The 16,682-nt window shown below is 38.6% G+C and carries 13 protein-coding genes, 1 pseudogene and 1 riboswitch; of the genes and pseudogenes, 7 read left to right on the top strand and 7 right to left on the bottom strand.

Annotated features, from left to right (window positions below; all coding sequences use genetic code 11):
* The first annotated feature begins 244 nt into the window (after window positions 1–244).
* Genes msrB through I2484_RS19275 form a run of 3 tightly spaced genes read left to right on the top strand, consistent with a single transcriptional unit; the run spans window position 245 to window position 3,930 of the window.
* Entirely contained in the window at window positions 245–1,369 is a 1,125-nt protein-coding gene (gene msrB, locus I2484_RS19265; RefSeq protein ID WP_207152692.1) for a peptide-methionine (R)-S-oxide reductase MsrB, read from the top strand.
* Between the two features lie 48 nt (window positions 1,370–1,417).
* On the top strand, window positions 1,418–2,185 hold the full coding sequence (locus I2484_RS19270; RefSeq protein ID WP_207152693.1) for a response regulator transcription factor: 768 nt from the start codon (window positions 1,418–1,420) through the stop codon (window positions 2,183–2,185).
* Entirely contained in the window at window positions 2,182–3,930 is a 1,749-nt protein-coding gene (locus I2484_RS19275; RefSeq protein ID WP_207152694.1) for a sensor histidine kinase, read from the top strand. The genes I2484_RS19270 and I2484_RS19275 overlap by 4 nt, the downstream gene beginning before the upstream one ends.
* A 469-nt stretch (window positions 3,931–4,399) precedes the next feature.
* Here I2484_RS19275 and I2484_RS19280 read toward each other — a convergent pair whose 3' ends face one another.
* Both I2484_RS19280 and I2484_RS19285 read right to left on the bottom strand, forming a co-directional pair.
* Window positions 4,400–6,556 carry a transglycosylase domain-containing protein gene (locus I2484_RS19280; protein ID WP_207152704.1) on the bottom strand — a complete coding sequence of 719 codons (2,157 nt, stop codon included), beginning with the start codon at window positions 6,554–6,556 and terminating at the stop codon, window positions 4,400–4,402.
* A 345-nt stretch (window positions 6,557–6,901) separates the two neighbouring features.
* The gene (locus I2484_RS19285) at window positions 6,902–7,177 is read right to left on the bottom strand and encodes an AbrB/MazE/SpoVT family DNA-binding domain-containing protein (protein WP_207152695.1); all 276 of its coding nucleotides are present in this window, start codon (window positions 7,175–7,177) and stop codon (window positions 6,902–6,904) included.
* A gap of 424 nt (window positions 7,178–7,601) precedes the next feature.
* On the opposite strand from I2484_RS19285, the gene I2484_RS19290 reads away from it, so the two are divergent.
* Window positions 7,602–7,988 (top strand): OsmC family protein, encoded by a 387-nt coding sequence (locus I2484_RS19290; RefSeq protein ID WP_207152696.1) that lies wholly within the window; start codon window positions 7,602–7,604, stop codon window positions 7,986–7,988.
* Window positions 7,989–8,356: 368 nt separating this feature from the next.
* Window positions 8,357–8,806, top strand: a complete 450-nt coding sequence (locus tag I2484_RS19295) for a PaaI family thioesterase (protein ID WP_207152697.1) — start codon at window positions 8,357–8,359, stop codon at window positions 8,804–8,806.
* Between the two features lie 381 nt (window positions 8,807–9,187).
* On the opposite strand, the gene metH is transcribed toward I2484_RS19295, so the two are convergent.
* The 5 genes and pseudogenes from metH to I2484_RS19320 form a co-directional block, all read right to left on the bottom strand.
* The gene (gene metH, locus I2484_RS19300; RefSeq protein WP_207152698.1) at window positions 9,188–12,625 is read right to left on the bottom strand and encodes a methionine synthase; all 3,438 of its coding nucleotides are present in this window, start codon (window positions 12,623–12,625) and stop codon (window positions 9,188–9,190) included.
* 210 nt (window positions 12,626–12,835) lie between these two features.
* Window positions 12,836–12,940, bottom strand: a riboswitch (SAM riboswitch).
* 127 nt (window positions 12,941–13,067) lie between these two features.
* Window positions 13,068–13,376 carry an LXG domain-containing protein gene (locus I2484_RS19305; protein WP_207152699.1) on the bottom strand — a complete coding sequence of 103 codons (309 nt, stop codon included), beginning with the start codon at window positions 13,374–13,376 and terminating at the stop codon, window positions 13,068–13,070.
* Between the two features lie 24 nt (window positions 13,377–13,400).
* Window positions 13,401–13,748 carry a T7SS effector LXG polymorphic toxin gene (locus tag I2484_RS19310; protein ID WP_207152700.1) on the bottom strand — a complete coding sequence of 116 codons (348 nt, stop codon included), beginning with the start codon at window positions 13,746–13,748 and terminating at the stop codon, window positions 13,401–13,403.
* A gap of 316 nt (window positions 13,749–14,064) precedes the next feature.
* Window positions 14,065–14,286 (bottom strand): annotated as a pseudogene (locus tag I2484_RS19315) (endonuclease V); the annotation flags it as partial.
* Between the two features lie 394 nt (window positions 14,287–14,680).
* Window positions 14,681–15,196, bottom strand: coding sequence for a hypothetical protein (locus tag I2484_RS19320; RefSeq protein WP_207152701.1), 516 nt, complete (start codon window positions 15,194–15,196; stop codon window positions 14,681–14,683).
* Between the two features lie 126 nt (window positions 15,197–15,322).
* Between I2484_RS19320 and I2484_RS19325 the strand changes: the two genes are divergently transcribed.
* Entirely contained in the window at window positions 15,323–16,006 is a 684-nt protein-coding gene (locus I2484_RS19325) for a response regulator transcription factor (protein ID WP_207152702.1), read from the top strand.
* Window positions 16,007–16,080: 74 nt separating this feature from the next.
* Window positions 16,081–16,254 carry a hypothetical protein gene (locus tag I2484_RS19330; RefSeq protein ID WP_207152703.1) on the top strand — a complete coding sequence of 58 codons (174 nt, stop codon included), beginning with the start codon at window positions 16,081–16,083 and terminating at the stop codon, window positions 16,252–16,254.
* The last annotated feature ends 428 nt before the right edge of the window (window positions 16,255–16,682 follow it).

Raw genomic sequence — 16,682 nt, forward strand, 5'->3', positions numbered from 1 at the left:
TCCGCGGGCACGGCTTCAGCCTCCTCGTCACTGCGTTCCTGCGGGGTCTTCAGCTCGCGCTGTTCCCGCTGGAGTCGCCGCTCTCCACTACAATCAACTAGTTCTTACTATTAACAAAGAACTTTTTCAGTGGCCTCCAATTAAAGGGGGCCTTTATCCCCCACTGATCGTTTGTTTAACCATTTGGGGTTTTACTGCCCGTTAATGCGGGATAATATCACTAACGAAGGGAGCTTGAAGAACAATGAAATTTAAACTTATCGGCGGATTACTAGGACTTCTGCTTCTACTTGCGGGTTGTTCGACATCGAACGCAACATTAAAAAGCGTTACAGATACTTCACCTAATTCAGCTGGATCGGCTTCCAAGTATCCTGAAAACCCAAATTCACAAGTGACGTATGATCCCGAAAAATTAGAGGAGATTTGGCTTGCAGGCGGTTGCTTTTGGGGAGTTGAAGCCTATATGGCGCGGGTGTACGGTGTAGCTGATGTTACTTCTGGCTACGCAAACGGACATACGGAAGACCCAACCTATGAAAAGGTAATTAAGGGAGACACGGGATACGCGGAAACAGTACATGTACGTTACGACCCGGAGCGCGTTGACTTGGAAAAACTATTAACACACTATTTCCAAGTGATTGACCCGACTGTCTTAAATCGACAAGGAAATGATCGCGGAGAACAATACCGTACGGGCGTTTATTATAAAAAAGCCTCAGATAAAGGTATAATTGATCAAGTAGTCGCAAAAGAACAGAAAAAATATGATGACCCCATTGTGACTGAAGTTGAATCTTTACTATCCTATACACTTGCGGAGGATTATCATCAAGATTATCTGGAGAAAAATCCAGACGGTTATTGCCATATCGAATTCGATTCGCTTGAAGATCAGGAAATACCTAGCCTCATTGATCCCGCGTTATACCCTAAACCGAGCGATAAGGAACTTAAAGAAAAGTTGACTGACATTCAGTATAATGTGACCCAAGGTAATGGAACTGAAATGGCTTTTTCTAATGATTTTTGGGACAATTATGAACCTGGTCTATATGTTGATATTGCAACTGGTGAACCCCTTTTTTCATCATCAGACAAATATGATTCTGGCTGTGGTTGGCCAAGTTTCACAAAACCAATTGACCCGGATGTAGTCGTTGAACTGGAAGACAAAAGCTTTAATATGATTAGAATAGAAGTAAGAAGTCGCTCAGGAAATAGCCATTTAGGGCATGTTTTTGACGATGGCCCCAAAGACAAAGGCGGCTTACGCTACTGCATTAACAGTGCTGCGATAGCTTTTGTTCCACAAGCAGAAATGGAAGCAGCTGGTTACGGCTATCTTAAAAACAGTACAAAATAAGGGGGTTCTTGCCCCCTTTTTAGTCATTTAGATAGAAAGGAGAAAGCCATGTACACATTATTAGTAGTCGATGATGAACCTATCATAATTAAAGGCATCCGCTCCTTTGTAGATTTTGAAGCACTCTCGATTTCAGCTGTCTACGAAGCATCCAATGGTGAAATGGCGCTTGAAGTCTTTAAGGAGCATCTACCGGATCTTGTTTTAGCTGATATTAATATGCCTAAAATGAATGGTCTTGATTTTGCCATTGCTTCAAAAGCCATTAAACCAGATGTTAAAATAGCACTCGTAACTGGCTATGATTATTTTGACTATGCGTTAACGGCGTTAAAGAATGGCATTGACGACTATGTATTAAAACCCGTATCCAGAAAAGACATTCAAGAAACATTAAAAAAGCTCATTGATAAACTTAAAAATGACCAAAGTAATCAAGAGGTTTCGCGACTTGTAAAGGATATCATCAGCACCTCGATTTCTTCTGAAGATACGGGCTACAAATCTAAAATTCAAAATGAACTAACTCTAAACATCTCAAATATCGAGTTCTCTTTAACCTATTTAGCGAAACAAATGTCTCTAAGCACTTCATACCTAAGCACTCTATTTAAGTCGCTTTATGGCACTACATTCCAAGATCATATGCTTTCCATTCGACTGGATCGCGCTAAAATTTTGTTGCTAAGTACAGAGATGAAAGTATATGAAATTGCTGCTGCAGTAGGCTTTGACGATCCTAACTATTTCAGTGCAACCTTCAAAAGGAGATTCCGTTTTTCTCCAAACCAATTTAAGGAAAAGGCAAAAGAATGAAGCTATTTACATCTAAACTGATGAAAAAACTGCGCGTGCAAATCGCCCTCCATTATTTAATAGCGAGTGCACTCACCCTGTTACTGATGGGATTCATTCTCTATACGAGTATTTCATCAGTTGTTTTAAAAGAAGCCGTAATTACAACGGAGACGGCTGTCGATAAAAGTGGGATGTATATTGACTTATATATTGACCGTTTAAAAGCTGTGTCAAGCTTACTCTCTGAAAATCCACAACTTGTTAGCTATTTATCCAACACACAGCGTGATCCTTTAGCAAAGAAAGATATATATACGAGTATTGACACAACAATTTCTACAGACTCCTTCATTAAATCGGTCATTATCGTCAGTAAGGACGGACAAATCCTTTCGAATGAACGCAATCTAACTATGAGCATGTCCAGTGATATGATGAAGGAACAATGGTATACCTCCGCAGTCCATAGTGGGAGCATGCCTGTACTCACGTCTGCGAGGATGCAGAAGTTTTCTATGGACAAAGACAGTTGGGTAATATCCATCAGTCGCGAGATTAAGAACACTCAAGGCGAAAATATTGGTGTGTTGCTGATTGATATCGAATATAAAGTTATTGATGATTACTTAGCTAATTTGGATTTAGGTAAAACCGGTTTCTCTTTTATTATCAATGACAATTCCGAGGTCGTTTACCATAAGGATCCTGTTTACTTTAGAGACGTGGCGAAACAAAACACTCTTCGAGATATTGTTGAGAATAAAGATAGTTATGACACGAAACAAAATACACTTACACATACCTATCCTCTCAAAAATGCGGATTGGCTCCTTGTCGGTGTGTCTTCTCAAGATGGTCTACTCGCTATTAAAAAACAACTACTTGAAATTTTTTTATTGGTAGGAATCGTCCTTCAAATCCTCGCAGCTATAAGTGTCGGCTTATTTGCCGGGAGAATAACTGCACCTTTTCAAAAATTAGAAAAGGCGATGCAAGAAATTGAGAATGGTTTATCAGAAGTGCCAATTGACGGCAAAGGTTGTTATGAAGCACAAAGTTTAGCAAGACATTTCAATCTCATGATTCAAAAAATTGAAAAGCTCATGCAGGAAATTACGGAGAAAGAAAAGCATCTTAGATCTTCTGAAATTAATGTACTACATAGCCAAATCAATCCGCACTTTTTATACAACACGCTCGATACAATTGTATGGATGGCGGAGTTTAATAATAGTGAAAAGGTCATTGAAATCACGAAGGCACTTGCACAATTTTTCCGCTTGTCACTAAGTGGTGGCAAGGAACTGACGACTGTAGAAAACGAGCTCGATCATGTACGCCAATACCTCTTTATACAGCAAGAGCGCTATGGGGATCAGTTGGCCTATGATATTGTCTGTGATGATGCATTAGTGCCGATGCAGATGCCGAAGATTTTAGTACAACCCATCGTTGAAAATGCTTTGTATCATGGCATCCGTGGTATGGCACGTCAAGGTCATATTGAGATTCGGGCAGAAGTAAGTGCTAGTGATATTCTCCTTATCGTAAAAGACAACGGAGAAGGCTTTGACTTGGCGCAAATTGACCAGAATGTTTCAAACAATGGCGCTAAACTTGGCGGAGTCGGTATTAAAAATGTTGATGAGCGCATCAAGCTCTACTATGGTGAAGCGTACGGTATAACCATAGATTCAATTGTCGGAAGTGGAACGACCGTAACAATTAAAATCCCACAGAACTGCGGGCAGTTGAATGGTTGAAGGCCCCCATATAAAGGTCCTCTTATCACTGATTACATGACGGCAAAAAACGCGAATAGTTGGGCATGTCGCATGCCTGTGCACAAAAATATCATGTTTGTTCCAGCAATCAGATTTACTCTGCAAACAGAGTGCATTCTGAATTCTTTTGGAATTGTGTAGTGCACAGGCAGAATTGAAATTCATTCATTACAACTAATAAAAGCTACACTAATGACTTAGTAGCTCTACAGCGTATTATTGGCCCAACAAATGTAGATTCGTTAGGATACGTTGAAAACCTCCTATGATGGAATCATACACAATTTAAATCAAATCGCTTGTCTATATCAATACCATTTGAATGAAAAAAGCCCTTCGAAATTTAGGACAGATCCTAGTTTCCAAGGGCTTTTTCAATGAAAGAATGGTAAACATTAAAGTGCAGGAAAGCTTCCCATACTTTTTCCAGGCAGGTAATCATGTCTCATTAGTCATCTTTATCCTTTTTGTCTTTGTCTTTGTCTTTGTTTTCGTCTCTGTTTTTCTCCTTATCTCTCTTGTCCTCCTTATCCTTTTTGTTTTCTTTCTCTCTGTCTTTCCCCTTATCTTTCTTGTCCTCCTTATCCTTTTTCTTCTCTTTCTCTCTATCTTTCCTTTTATCTTTCTTATCCTCTTTATCCTTTTTGTTTTCTTGATCTTTCTTCTGCCCGTTGTTTATCTTTTTACTAGGTTTCTGTTTCTTCTTTTCAACCAATGATAAATCAAAGTCCTTGGTAGGCAATTCACTCATGGATTTAGTCACTATTTGTTGGAAGATAGTTGTCACTGTGACACCACTTGTTGCTGTCAAGTAATGCTCTTGATCAGTTTTATCATAGCCTAACCAAATCGCACCAACGAGCTCTGGCGTATATCCAACAAACCAGTGATCCTTTGAACCGGCTACACCAGTGAAAGGCAATTGTGTAGTACCGGTTTTTCCAGCTACGTCTATTCCGGGTATCTGTGCAATTCTAGCTGTTCCGTCATCCACTACACCTTTTAGCATAAACGTCATCTTTTGAGCAACTTCCGGTTCCGTAACTCGAGCAGACTTTTCACTCCAGCTTCCAACTACTTTTCCTCCTGCATCCTTTATTTCAGAAATAGCATGAGCTTGCATCATTATTCCATCGTTAGGAAATGCGGAAAAAGCCTGGGCCATTAACAAAGGTGACGTTCCTTGGTGTAAGCCACCAAGTGCTAGCCCGAGATTATGATCTTCTTTTTCTAAAGGAATACCAAACCGTTCAACTGCGCTAAAACCTTCCTCAATTCCTATTTTATTTAATAGCCAAACTGCGGGTATGTTATAAGAATTAAGGAGTGCATCATACAGTGTGACTTGACCGCGGTATCGTTTATCAATATTTTGTGGTTGATAGCCATCTATATTGATTGGTTCATCAACCAGCATATCGCCAAAGTCATACCCCTGCTCCAAAGCAGCAGTGTAAACAGCAAGCGGTTTTAATGCGGATCCCGGTTGCCTTACTAATTTTGTCGCATTATTAAATCGTTTGTACGTATAGTCCCCTCTTCCTCCAACTAACGCGCTAATCCCACCCGTTTTAGGATTAAGAAATACGGATCCACTTTGAATAAGTTGATCGGGCTTGCTAACTGGAAAATTGTTTTCATTCCGATAGACTTCTTCCGTAGCGTCCTGAATAACAGGGTTAAGTTCCGTATAAATGTGAAGTCCCCCAGATAACACTTCATTCTCAGTTAATCCGTACTTATTTACTGCTTCCTCGATTAGATAGTCCACATAATACGGATATTTCCCTTTATAATCGATGGTCTCTTTATCCGTTAATGCAATGGGTTGATCTATTGTTTCCTCGAAATCCTTTTGATTGATATAGCCTTCACTCTTCATTAATGACAGCACGATATTTCTTCGTTCAACCGCTTTTTCCATGCTTTTATAAGGTGATAAGTTAGACGGAGCCTTGATTAGTCCCGCTAGTGTAGCTGATTCGTTTAATGATAATTCACTCACATCTTTACCAAAATAGACGTGTGCTGCTCGTTGAATTCCCCATGCGCCTTCACCAAAATAGATTTGATTTAAATACCGTTCCATGATTTCATCTTTTGAGTACTTTCTCTCAATTTTTTTAGTGAATATTAGTTCTTTGAATTTACGTGTATACGTGCGTTCCGTAGTTAGAAATACATTTTTCGAAAGTTGTTGCGTAATTGTACTACCACCAGCAACAACTTTCCCTTTAACTAGATTTTGCATGAATGCTTTGGTAATACCAAAGTAATTAATACCGTTATGCTTATAAAAATGTTGATCTTCTGTAGCAACAAAAGCTTCAATGAGTTCTGTTGGTATTTGATCCAGACTAACTCCTTCAATTTTTGAGTTAGAAACTTTACTGGCTACCTCGCCATTTATATCATAAATAAATGTTGGTCTTGGTTCTACAATATCCAATTTACTTACATCGCTAAACGATATTAAAACAGAAAACACCAATAGACCAAACAAGATGATACCTATGAAGACAACTACTAGTCTATTGATGCGTTTTTTTGAATTAAACCATTTTTTAGTTCTGCTTACTCGTGTCTGTTTTTTCCTACGTCCCATTCTACCCAAACTAATACCACCTTCTACTTTGTTGCAACTGAAATAATGAAGCTATAAGTTACACATAATTCTTGACAATCTATACCTGACATTCAACACTAGACTAACTCCAATACGATATCAATAGTGTGTTTGTCGCATTAAGTGCCAAGTGATACTTCACGCAATGCCATTGTCCCGCACTTCTATATTGAAACAATGGTACGGCTCAAAAAAAATAACCACCCTATAAGGGCAGTCCGTATCATACACATTAAATTTTAGTACCTGTGAAACGAACAATCCTATTTGTTTAAACATTCACTATAGTTTATTGCACAGGTACTTCAAATTTTCCACCTCACATTAAGCTTCGTAAGATGCCTTCAGCTTACTAAATAGGATTTCCGCGCCTTTAGGACTCAAGATTAACCCGGGGGAAAACTCTATGTTTTCATTTAAAACTTCACCGGTTACCAAACAAGCCCCTTGAGCATTGTATTTTTTAAAAAGTATTAGATCGTTATCGACAAATATCTCCATTGGATCACCTTCGTTTATGTTCATTGTTTTTCTAAGCTCTTTGGGGATGACTATTCTTCCTAGTGGATCTACTTTTCTTACTACTCCTGTGCTTTTCATTATTTCTCACCTTTCGACTATGAGTCTATTAAATACTACTTAACTGTACAGTATTTAGTTTGAATTTACAACCTTAGTTTACATATTTTCCTTCCTAAACTAAAATTATATTCTTTTTGTAATTAATAAAATTAACTATATTTATTACCAGTGTCCTATTCGATGCCAGGTACTTCCTAAACGAGCTCCCCTTACATAGAACAGCCGAAGCAGCTAAATTCCAAGTAAGTTTGATTGTTCATCCAACATGTCCCCCAATGATCGTAAATTGTCTATTTGGTAGTAGTTCACCACATTAGCAATCGGATTCGTTCTTCTTTTCACATCCCATTAGATAAAGGTGAGCAACGAAAAGTTATGAACGTTTTTCACGCTTTATTGCCGAAAATCATATATAATTCTATCATCAAGAGGGGGACTATTTATGAAATTTGAAATGACAGAAAACGGTTTTGAAACAACGACGGCATTTGGTCAACTAACCATTTCAGGCAATGAGAATTATGGGTTTAGGCCCTACCAACTTCTTGTTTCATCTGTTGCGGTTTGTAGTGGTGGTGTATTACGAAATATACTAGAAAAAATGCGAATGCCCGCCGATAATGTAACAATTGAAGTGATAGAAGTAAAACGTAATGCGGAGATAGCCAACAGAGTTGAAAAAATCCACCTCCATTTTATCATTCAAGGTCAAAATATCGATGAGTCAAAAATGGATAAAGTCTTCGAGTTGACCAAGAAGAACTGTTCCATGGCACAATCCGTCATCGAATCAATTGAACTAGTTGAATCGTATGAAATTAGAGCTTAGGCTGTAGTACCTTTGCAAGGCCATTTGTGTTTCGTACAGGTATGTAAAAAAAGCATCAAAATCCGGATTATTCAGAATTCAGTGAGTAATCCAGAGCTTTTTAACTTCCATATTCGAAGACCCCCAACAGATTGCCGCGTCCCAAAGAAAACTAAATAAAGCATATAATAAGCGCCTCCTGCCAACTAGTGGGCGCTATTTGGCATTTACTTTAAAATAAGCATTTGATTTTTATCGTGCATAAATTTTTAAATCGAAAAACATTATTGATAAATGAATAACCGTTCATTTCAGATTGTTTGCATGGTATAATCTTTATAATGTTTATGAATTTAGAATTAATTGAAATCAGAGAGGGGAATTTTCTATTGAAACATTATGAGAATTTAAGAAAAATGAAGGACGGGGATATTCCTGATGCACCAATCGGCCAATTTCTCGGTTTTAAAGTTGTTGAGGTGGAACAGGGGATGGTTGTTTTGGAAATGGATACCTCTGAACGTCTGTATAACCCTATGGGAACACTTCATGGTGGAATACTGTGTGATTTATCAGACGCGGCTATGGGCTACGCATTTGCAAGTACATTAGCGGATGATGAAGCATTTACGACTTTGGAAATTAAATTGAACTTTCTTAAACCGATATGGAAAACAAAGCTCCGTGCAGTTAGTAAAGTGATAAAAAAAGGAACGAATATTAGTTTACTTGAATGCCATGTGTATGACGCAGAGAAAAGCCTTGTCGCCTATTCCACGAGTACATGTATGATATTACGAGATAAAATGGCCAAAGGTAGAGAAATAAAAGATAAATAGAACTAATCACTCGAGGAACCAAAAATACACCACCTACAGATTAACTATCTGTTAGCGGTGTATTTTCTCTTCTACATATTTTGAATGTATGAATAACTATTTAACCAGCGCCGCAGCCGATTCAATGAAATCCTTTATTTCAACATCTATATATTCGGCACTACTTATTTAAAATTAACCAGGCGGTATGCCTCACCCGTATAACCAACAAATCCAGCGAAGGAGCGACACCAATGAAAGGCTGCACACCTGCATCCTGCAGGCGCCGAAGCAATAAGACTGACAGTGATCTTCTGACGGGCTTATTGCGTAAGGCCATCACCAAGCGACAAAGCAGTGTTGGAATAATTTTCCGCTTGTTAAGGGCCGACTATATACACATTAATTCACAACAAAGTATCTCGCATCCGGGTGAGCAAATACCATCGCAGACACCGAAGCTTCTGGCTCCATCATGAATCCTTCTGTTAACTCCACGCCAATATCCTCAGGTCTAACCAAGTTAAATAGCTTGGCTTGGTCCTCAAGATGTGGACAAGCTGGATAGCCGAAGGAGAAGCGTTGCCCTTGGTATTTGGCAGCGAAAGCGTCTTTCATCGTAAAGTCAGTTGCGTCTGGGAAGCCCCACTGATCCCGTATTTCTTGGTGAATTCGTTCCGCAAAAGCTTCTGCTAATTCAAGGGCAGTAGACTGGAATGCATGGCTTTCTAAAAACTTCCCTTGTTCTTTAAGTCTAGTTGCTTCAGCACGCACGCCGTGACCTGCCGTTACTTGCATGAACGCAACATAGTCCATTTCTCCACTGTCAACTGATTTTAAGAAATCAGCTAGGCACAAGAAAGGTGTTACCGATTGGCGTGGGAATGTGAAACGCTCGATTTCTGTTTTAGCATCTTCCGGATCATAGATAATTACATCATCGCCATCTGATTGCGCAGGGAAGAATTGATACAACCCTCGTGGTTTTAATAGATCCGAACGCAAGAATCCAGTGACGAGTTCGTGGAGCCCAGTTGCACGTTCATCTCCTTGTTCGATCAGCTTATCACTAAATCCCCTTAGGCCTAAGTGATGACCAATCAATGTGCGCATATTTACATAAGGATGAAGGTGAGCAACGGAATAATCTCTCAACACGTGTCGACGAAGATCTTTCGGTATGTACACTTTCACATCTTCCCGAACGGTTTTCACTGGCTTCTCTAAAACAGCAACCGCTTGTTTGGAAGCACGTACCGCCTCTGCTACTACACGTTTCTCTTGTTGGATAACCAGTTCTTCTAATAAAACCTCTTTATCTAGCTTATCTTGCAGACGGTTTGCAAGATCGAGCCCTTGCATCGCATCTTTTGCATATAACACGGGACCATCGTATTCAGCGGAAATTTTTGTTTCTGTGAAACGACGAGATAGAGCTGCTCCACCTACAAGTATCGGTACATTAATACCCGCTTCTTTAAAATCTTGCGCAGTAATTACCATTTGATGTGCGGATTTCACCAGTAAGCCAGACAACCCTATGATATCCGGCTTTTCTTGACGGATAACTTCAATCAGTTTAGCAGGCGTTACTTTAATTCCGACATCTATTACTTTATAGCCATTATTAATTAAAATAATCTCGACCAAGTTTTTCCCGATATCGTGCACATCGCCCTTGACAGTTGCCAATACAATTTTCCCTTTACCGGAATCATCTTCTTTTTTCTCCATGAAATCCTCTAGGTAAAGTACGGATGCTTTCATAACACCTGCACTTTGCAGTACTTCGGCAACAATGAGTTTATTCTCATTGAACAGACGCCCTACCTCAGCCATCCCTCTCATCAGCGGTCCGTTGATAATGTCAAGCGGCGTATCATACATCTGAAGTGCGGCTTCCAAATCAGGGAGTAGCCCCTCTTTTGTTCCTTCGATAATATAGTAAGCAAGACGTTCAGGAACTGTTTTTGGAATATCATCTTCTGTTTTCTCTTTTTTCTTACCGCGATAAAAATCAGTGAAATCAGCAAGTGTTTTGTCCGTTGTGGTGAATAAAAGCTCATCTGCCATTTTAATTTCCTGCTCAGGAATAGACGCAAAACGCTCCAATTTCTCTGTATTCACAATCGCAAAATCAAGCCCTGCTTGCGTACAATGGTATAAATAAACGGCATTCAACACTTCACGTCCGACTGGCGGAAGTCCAAATGACACATTACTTACACCTAACGTCGTTAGACAGCGCGGCATTTTTTCTTTTATCAAACGAATGCCTTCAATCGTTTCTACTGCTGCACCAATGTATTGTTGATCGCCAGTTCCAACTGGGAATACAAGCGGATCGAAAATAATATCCTCCGGCGCAAGGCCCCATTTGTTGACAAGCAAATCATATGAACGTTCAGCGATTTCGAGTTTTCGTTCACGCGTAACGCCCATTCCGATTTCATCAATCGTCCCTACCACGACAGCCGCCCCATACTTTTTCACAAGCGGCATCACTGCGTCAAATCGTTCTTCCCCGTCTTCTAGGTTGATGGAGTTAATGATTGTTTTACCTTGTGAATACTTTAGCGCTTCTTCAATCACGTTTTCATCCGTTGAGTCAATGACTAGTGGTACTTTAACTTTTTTCACAACTTCTTTCATGAACTCAGACATGTCCTCTAACTCATCGCGGTCTGGATTCGCAAGACAAATATCAATAACATGCGCACCACCCTTTACTTGGGCACGTGCAATTTCAGATGCTTCTTCAAACTTGCCTTCTACAATCAGTCGTTTAAATTTCCGAGACCCTATTACATTCGTGCGTTCGCCAATTAATAAAGGACGCATTGATTCATCATATTGAAGCGGCTCAATCCCTGATAAAACATGACCACGGCCTGATTTTGACGGCTTACGTGGCGCTATATCTTTCACCGCTTCTCGTAGTGCTGCAATATGTGTAGGAGTCGTTCCACAACATCCACCTACCACATTTAACCACCCTTTTTCTGCAAAACCCTTTAGCTTTTTAGAAAGTGATTCTGGCGATTCATGGTAATGCCCTTCTTCATCTGGTAATCCAGCGTTCGGATAACAACTAACGTAGCCATCAGATATCTCTGACAGCGAACGGATATGATCCCTCATAAATTCGGGTCCAGTTGCACAGTTTAAGCCTACAGAAAGTGGTTTAATATGCTCAATGGAAATATAGAAAGCTTCAATACTTTGTCCAGCTAGCGTCGTCCCCATCGGTTCAATTGTTCCCGAAATCATAATCGGAAGTTCTTTCCTCGTTTCTTCAAACGCTTTTTTAATGCCAATTGTTGCAGCCTTGACGTTCAACATATCTTGGCTTGTTTCTAGTAAAATCAGGTCACTTCCACCTTCAACTAATGCTTTTGCTTGTATGTAAAAGTCCTGTGTCAATTCGTCAAACGTAATTCCACCTGTGACAGATAGCGTTTTCGTCGTTGGCCCAATTGCACCTGCTACAAAACGTGGCCATTCAACTGTAGAGAATTCAGCACTGCATTTCTTCGCAAATTGTGCTGCGCGGAAGTTAATGTCATACGCTTGGTCTCCAAGATCGTAGTCATTCAACACAACTGGCGTTCCTCCGAACGTATTCGTACAAATGATATCGGCACCCGCTTCTAAATAACCACGATGAATAGTTTCAATAACCCCTGGATTAACGATATTTAAATATTCATTACAGCCATCATATTCTTCCCCGCCAAAATCGTCCGGAGAAAGATTCGCATTTTGAATCATCGTTCCCATTGCTCCGTCAATGATAAGAATTCTTTTTTGAAGTTCCTCTTTAATTAGGTGAGTGGACATAGCTGATCTCTCTCTCTCTGTGCGTTAATTTAGTGAAAATGGTGAATTAATTTCAGTAATGTGTCATTTCGAATGAAAAACATAATTATGTATTGGCTACTAAAACACCTTTTGCAGCTTCAGTTCATCTAGTAAACCTAATCTACTAATCCTGCTAAATCACAAAAAAACCTTCTATGAAAAGAAGGCGTACGATATCTACTTCGTTCCTTTTCATCTGTCAGGACATCGCTCGCCTGCTGGATTTAGCACCTGACCTTTCGGCTGGTTGCTGAAGCGTCATAGGGCCAGTCCCTCAACTTCTCTTGATAAGAATTCACTATTCAGTTTTAGTTAGTACGTGTATCGTATCGTGATAAATCGCTCCAGTCAAGACCATTTTTCTTAAAAAAGGGAATTTTCTTTATTTCAGATCAGTTTTCCGAATCGGTCATACTGACCATTATAAATACGAGATTTTAAAATTTTCTTTCTTCATTCTTCTCCGATCGCCCTTGGCTGGATTTAATCCGCCGTTTAGCGAAATTGCAGCCAAATGTTCCGACTCAAAACGGATGCCGGTGAGTCTATCCTTTACCGGGCTTTCGATATCTTCAAGCCATCTCTCCAGAATAGAAAGATCCTTCTTTGTCTTTATCGTCATCAAATCCCTAGTCTGGTTCGCATCAAATTCATACAAATGTGAAAGAGCAACAATGTAGGCGACCTGATTCATAATGACGTTGGCTTCGTCGGTGTGATGGCTTGTCATTCTAGAAATCCCTGTAAGCCCTTCTTAAACTTCTCCTTCAAAAAACGTTCGACGGATGAACCCGTTCATATCAGGCTCCAATGAATCAAGTGCGGAATCCATTTGGGTCAGGACATTTACATAATTGCTTTTGAATGTCATGAAAAACTGTAAAAAAGGCAAGTGGCACTCCGCATAAAATGCACGGATCGCATCTCCTCCTTGTCCTTTCAATGAATCTTCCAGCGCAACAAGTCCTTCGACTGCGGTTTTTATTGCTTTCATTTCATTTTCCAAACGATTTAGCATGGTGCAATTTCGCCGCAAGCCATCGTGGAAAGGGCTGACATCTACTACTTTCATATATTTTAAAAAGGTGCCTATCAAAGACATGACTCTTTATCTTGTCTTTGATAGGCACCACAGGATTTTATATTGTTGGAATTCTTGTAGAAATCCGTAAAGTTTACATCATTTTCTATGTAAAACTTTGTTTGAGCATCCAGATCATCCTTTTCATGTTTAAACAATCCTTGTGATTGCACGGACTACTATCACTGGAGCATAATTGTTTTAAACTTTCAGGATTGAATGTACAACAGGATCCCCGGTACTTTATCAAGAGAATCATCAATAGCTCCATTTAGCTAGTGTCAATTTTATTTATAGAAAACACAGTTTCACTCTTTTTAGGCAAGGAATTTGTTTTCTACTTATCTCCCAATACTCTCTTCCTACTCTGATGTGTTGCTAAATCCGCATATCTCGTTGTAATCGGTAAACGACTATCTTTTTCTATAAAGTGTAACGTTAATTCTGTAGCCGTATCTAAATCAATCCAGTTACCACAGGAAACAAATATAGGTTTTACGTTTTCTCTCGTTCGTAAGCATCTTCCATATACATCATTATTAATTACTATATCTGTGTGCGGACGGGTCGCTTTTCATTTCATGATTCCTTACTGTTCAGAATAGTAATATAAAGTACTCGCAACTCGCATTGCTGAGTCTTCAAACACATAGCCACTAAAGATTATCCGTAATGTTGCCTCTTCAGTTTGCACACCGTGAAGCAAGTACCCTTAACCATAGCAAGGAAGCGATCTTTAATGTCAAAAGCTCGCATTTTTTCCACGCAAGACTGATATGCTAGGTATAGGGGTATTGAGGACATTCGAGCAAGCTCACATAGTGAACTATGAAAGGTTTCAAGAAAATAATAAAAGCCTTTCCCCGATTAAAAATCGGGAAAAGGCTACACCTTATTCACTTTTTTGTTATCTGCTTTTCTGAGAACATGTGGTTGGAATTCTCTCTTTGTAATTACCATTTGACTTGCGTTACAACATCTGTAAGTACCCTATATTCATATAGTTGCCATTGATATCGCCCAATTGAAAAAGGATGCGTCAACGAATAACTATCATCATTATTCCAATAGTGAACTTTATAATCAACTCCCCAAACTGGATCTTTTATAAATTCAATCCTAACAGATTGTCCTCTATCAGTATAAGTTTTAATTTTACTAGCAAGGTCAGAAGCCTGTTGATAAGATACGGCTAAACCTGCACCAACATATTGATTAGCCTTAAAACTTATGGCTATAGTAAGCCATCCTACTGAACTTGGAGCAAGTGCATTTCCAAATTTTACCGCATGAGCTCTAGGTAAATATACATCATCAATCGGTACAGATGAACCTGTGTAATTAGCACTTCCTTTTACTAATACTGGATCATTGTAATAGGCAGCCGATGCGGATGTTGTAGTTGAAAATAAAGAGCCAATCATTACTACCATCATTACTAGAGTTACTAAAAACTGTTTTTTCTTCATAAATTTTTGCCTCCCTTTATTTTTTTATTAACCACACATATAATTGTAGATTAAAGTTACAATTTTTATAATTGGCATTAATATCTTAAATGTTATACAATTACGTCAATAGAGAGGTGACTATTTATGGAAGATGAAACTAATGAAAGTATTGGGGTGATACTAAACAAAATAATTGACTTATATGCCCCCTCTTATCCTCACTTCAAAAACTGTTTAATAGTATTTACTGATTTTGACCTGAACCCTATTTATTTTAATCATTCAGATCTAAGTGATGAACTTCAAGTCAGTCATAATATTTCATCGATTTTAGATACTAAAAATGCATTTCACTTATCAAAAGAAAAGAAAGGTTTAGTTAGTTACAGTCATGAATCATCTTATGAGATAGGTTTTAACTCGATTGCTACACCTTTGATTCTAAAAGATAGAATATTAGGTTTTATAGGTTTTTTTGCTACTAATGGTTTTCATGAGGAAAGTGTGATGTATCTAGATATATTGGAAAAATATATTATTAGTGAATTAATTAATTCAACCATATTAAGAAAAATGGAAGAAATATTATTCGATCCTGTTAATGTATTTGAGAATGATTTAAGTAAAAGAGAAAGTGAGATATTTCAGATGACCGTCAATGGATATAAAGATGTCGAAATGGAAAAAGAATTATTTATTAGTAAATCTACTGTAAGAGCACATTTGCACAGCGTATTTGAAAAATTAGAGGTTAGTTCTAAAAATGAGTTAATTAGCCTTTACTATAAAAAGATCATTAATATATATATAAAGCTATTAAAGCATTAAAAGAAGTTAAGCGAAGAAGCTATACATAGGGTTAGAGTTTTTGCATCAATTTTCCAGGATAAGGAGGGATTCACTTGAAAGAACTTCCATATGTAATTTTAGTTTCGATTGTAATGATTATTGGGTGGATAAATTATAGAAAGAAGGTTAAGAAGGCTGAAAGCGAAGAAGATATAAGAAAGGCATTAGTTCCCTTATTACTAGTAATTGTTCTCTTTGTTATATCTATTTTAGTATTTCTCACTTAAATTATTGGGGTGCTTTGAACTGGACTCTTTTATCTGTAAGCGTCAAATAACGCCCACCTGTCTTTCAGGGGGCGTTATTTGACGCTTACATTCTAAACGCACATTTTTTACTCGAGAGATAACTTTTCTTCCCTAGGACGCCCTGAATTTCCAACCCTAGTGTCACTGAACCCAATTACTCCATTCATCTTGTAAGCTTTTTGCCACATCTTACTTGCGGCATTTAATCTTGTCATCCCTATAATTTCTGTATCAAATCGTCATTCCCCCCTCTGTTAGGCTAGTTGTCGTAGGGAACTCTCCTGTTATACTTTAAATAATAGATGGAGGTCGTGCGACATGAAGAATGAAATTACAATTAGATATACGCAGGAAATGAAGGACGCTGTCCTCGTTAGAATGATGCCCCCAAATAACGAATCTGTTAA

It is taken from the genome of Sporosarcina sp. E16_8, from assembly GCF_017347095.1.
Lineage (GTDB): Bacteria > Bacillota > Bacilli > Bacillales_A > Planococcaceae > Sporosarcina.

What these genes read in the sequence shown, in the direction of transcription:
- msrB (WP_207152692.1), top strand. Translation starts at nt 245, where the DNA reads ATGAAATTTAAACTTATCGGCGGATTACTAGGACTTCTGCTTCTACTT.
- I2484_RS19270 (WP_207152693.1), top strand. Translation starts at nt 1,418, where the DNA reads ATGTACACATTATTAGTAGTCGATGATGAACCTATCATAATTAAAGGC.
- I2484_RS19275 (WP_207152694.1), top strand. Translation starts at nt 2,182, where the DNA reads ATGAAGCTATTTACATCTAAACTGATGAAAAAACTGCGCGTGCAAATC.
- I2484_RS19280 (WP_207152704.1), bottom strand. Translation starts at nt 6,556, where the DNA reads ATGGGACGTAGGAAAAAACAGACACGAGTAAGCAGAACTAAAAAATGG.
- I2484_RS19285 (WP_207152695.1), bottom strand. Translation starts at nt 7,177, where the DNA reads ATGAAAAGCACAGGAGTAGTAAGAAAAGTAGATCCACTAGGAAGAATA.
- I2484_RS19290 (WP_207152696.1), top strand. Translation starts at nt 7,602, where the DNA reads ATGAAATTTGAAATGACAGAAAACGGTTTTGAAACAACGACGGCATTT.
- metH (WP_207152698.1), bottom strand. Translation starts at nt 12,625, where the DNA reads ATGTCCACTCACCTAATTAAAGAGGAACTTCAAAAAAGAATTCTTATC.
- I2484_RS19305 (WP_207152699.1), bottom strand. Translation starts at nt 13,376, where the DNA reads ATGACAAGCCATCACACCGACGAAGCCAACGTCATTATGAATCAGGTC.
- I2484_RS19310 (WP_207152700.1), bottom strand. Translation starts at nt 13,748, where the DNA reads ATGTCTTTGATAGGCACCTTTTTAAAATATATGAAAGTAGTAGATGTC.
- I2484_RS19320 (WP_207152701.1), bottom strand. Translation starts at nt 15,196, where the DNA reads ATGAAGAAAAAACAGTTTTTAGTAACTCTAGTAATGATGGTAGTAATG.
- I2484_RS19325 (WP_207152702.1), top strand. Translation starts at nt 15,323, where the DNA reads ATGGAAGATGAAACTAATGAAAGTATTGGGGTGATACTAAACAAAATA.